Genomic DNA, 2,026 nt, shown 5'->3' with positions numbered 1-2,026 from the left:
CCACCCGCCGCCCCAGTCGGTTCCTCGACCCGGTGCGCCCGGCACCGGCGCCCGCCGGCGCCCGTCAGGTGACCGACTCGGCGGACAAGGGGCGCTGTCGTGGTTGCGGGGAGCGGCTCACCGGGTCGATGCACCGGGCGCTGGGATCGTGTCCGGACTGCTCGGTCGAGGTCGACACCGGGTTGTTCGAGCGGCTACGGGACTGGCGTAGGGAGACCTCGGAACGCATCGGCAAACCGGCGTACACGGTGTTCACCAACGACACGCTCGTGCAGATCGCTCGCGAGCGCCCCGCGGACACCAGATCGTTGGGGCGCATCGGCGGGATCGGGGCCCACAAACTCGGCGAGTACGGCGACGAGGTCCTGCGTCTGGTGCGGGAGGGCTGAACCGGGACGATCCGGTGCGGGTCACTCCTCGTCGGGGAAGATCTCCGGCATCCAGCGGTGGACGATCTCCCGGTAGGGCGCGGTGGCCTCGAGTTGGCACAGCATGCCGACCGACGCCGAGAGCACGCGATGGATCAGGACGTAGTCGCGGGGCAGTGTGAACGACCGCGAGGTCCGGAACTCCCGGCCGGAGACGTCCCCGTAGACGGCCATGATCCCCTGCAACCACTTGCGGTCGAAGTGGAACTCGGCAGTGCGCATCGGTTCGATGAAGGGGTCGAGGAAGGACATCGCGTCCTCGGGCTCCACGCCGCCCCTTCCCACGTACCCTGACCGCGCCATCAAGGCGACCAACTCGTCTGCCTCCCCGGCCAGAGCGAGCCGCATCATCGAGGTGAGGGCCGCGGGCATGCCCTCCGGCAGGGGCAGCGACGCACCGAAGTCCAACACCACCATCCGCCCGTCGTCGGCGAGAAGGAAGTTGCCAGGGTGCGGATCCCCGTGCATCATCCGGGCGCGGGTGGGGGAGCAGAACTGGAACTCCGTCAGCAGCTCTCCGGCACGGTCGCGCTCGTCCTGCGTGCCGCTCGCGGCGATCCGGCCGAGCGTGCGCCCCTCCGCCCACTCGGTGACCAGGACCTTCGGGGCGGACGCGAGGACGGCGGGCACGCGGATCAGCGGATCGTCGCGGAACGCGGCGGCGAACACCCGCTGCGTGTCGGCCTCACCCCGGTAGTCGAGTTCGGCCACGGCGCTGTCGTACAACTCGTCGATGACCCCCTTGACGTCGGTGCCGGGGGTGAGGGGTCGCAGGAGTGGGGCGAGCCGTCGGAGTTGACGCAGATCAGATCGCAGCGCCTCGTCGGCCCCGGGGTACTGCACCTTGACCGCCACCTCCCGGCCGTCCGACCAGACCGCGCGGTGGACCTGACCGATCGAGGCCGCGGCGGCCGCGGAGGTGTTGAACTCCGCGAACCGCTCCCGCCACCGCAGTCCGAGCTGGGTGTCGAGGACCCTCTCCACCTCCGCGGGGGGAAGTGGTGGCGCCTCCGCCTGGAGCTTGGTGAGCGCCTCGCGGAACGGCCCGGCGTACTTGTCGGGCATTCCGGCCTCGAACACACTGAGGGCCTGTCCCACCTTCATGGCCCCGCCCTTGAGCTCTCCGAGAACGGCGAAGACCTGGTCGGCCGCCTGGTCGGCGAGCTCCTCGGTCAATACACCATCGCTTCTGCCCAGGGCACGACGCCCCAGGGACCCCGCGGCTCGTCCGGCGATTCCCAGGGGCAGGCCTGCGAGGCGAGCTGCTCGGCGGGATGAGGTACGGGGGAGTTCGGGCACGCTTCCAATCATGACAGAGGATGCCCCTGTGTCGCCGCGCCGCAGGTGCAGCGCTCGGAGGCCGGCCACTCGAGTCTCCTCCACAGCCCTTCTGCAGGGTTGATCTCGACGGATGCGCCGACGGTCTGGAGGGGGTGGTCCGCTACGCGACTGGCGGCGACCTCGGCCAGGACGAGCGCGGCGGCCGCGGTGAGCGCGGGAACACCGGCAGCGGGGGACCGGCCCACGAGCTGCGCGGCCACGTACGGCCACCGCGGATCGCGCCCGGCACGGAACAGGTCGACGCAGCGTAGACACGG

Annotated in this window: 2 protein-coding genes and 1 pseudogene; 1 reads left to right on the top strand and 2 read right to left on the bottom strand. The window is 70.9% G+C overall.

All coding sequences use genetic code 11. The features are described 5' to 3' along the window. Positions 1 to 389, top strand: a 389-nt coding sequence (locus tag G6019_RS13730) for an HRDC domain-containing protein (RefSeq protein ID WP_182627809.1), incomplete at its 5' end; no start/stop codon positions are given. Between the two features lie 21 nt (positions 390 to 410). Here G6019_RS13730 and G6019_RS13725 read toward each other — a convergent pair. Together G6019_RS13725 and G6019_RS13720 are read right to left on the bottom strand one after the other, a co-directional pair. Continuing rightward, entirely contained in the window at positions 411 to 1,727 is a 1,317-nt protein-coding gene (locus tag G6019_RS13725) for an ABC1 kinase family protein (protein ID WP_107755965.1), read from the bottom strand. 8 nt (positions 1,728 to 1,735) lie between these two features. Further along, positions 1,736 to 2,026: pseudogene (locus G6019_RS13720) on the bottom strand (hypothetical protein); the annotation flags it as partial.

Origin of the sequence: Dietzia sp. DQ12-76 (assembly GCF_014145045.1) — a bacterium.
In the GTDB taxonomy this organism is placed as follows: Bacteria; Actinomycetota; Actinomycetes; order Mycobacteriales; family Mycobacteriaceae; genus Dietzia.
The sequence above is the reverse complement of the archived record's forward strand: the minus strand, read 5'-3'. Positions and strand labels throughout refer to the sequence as shown.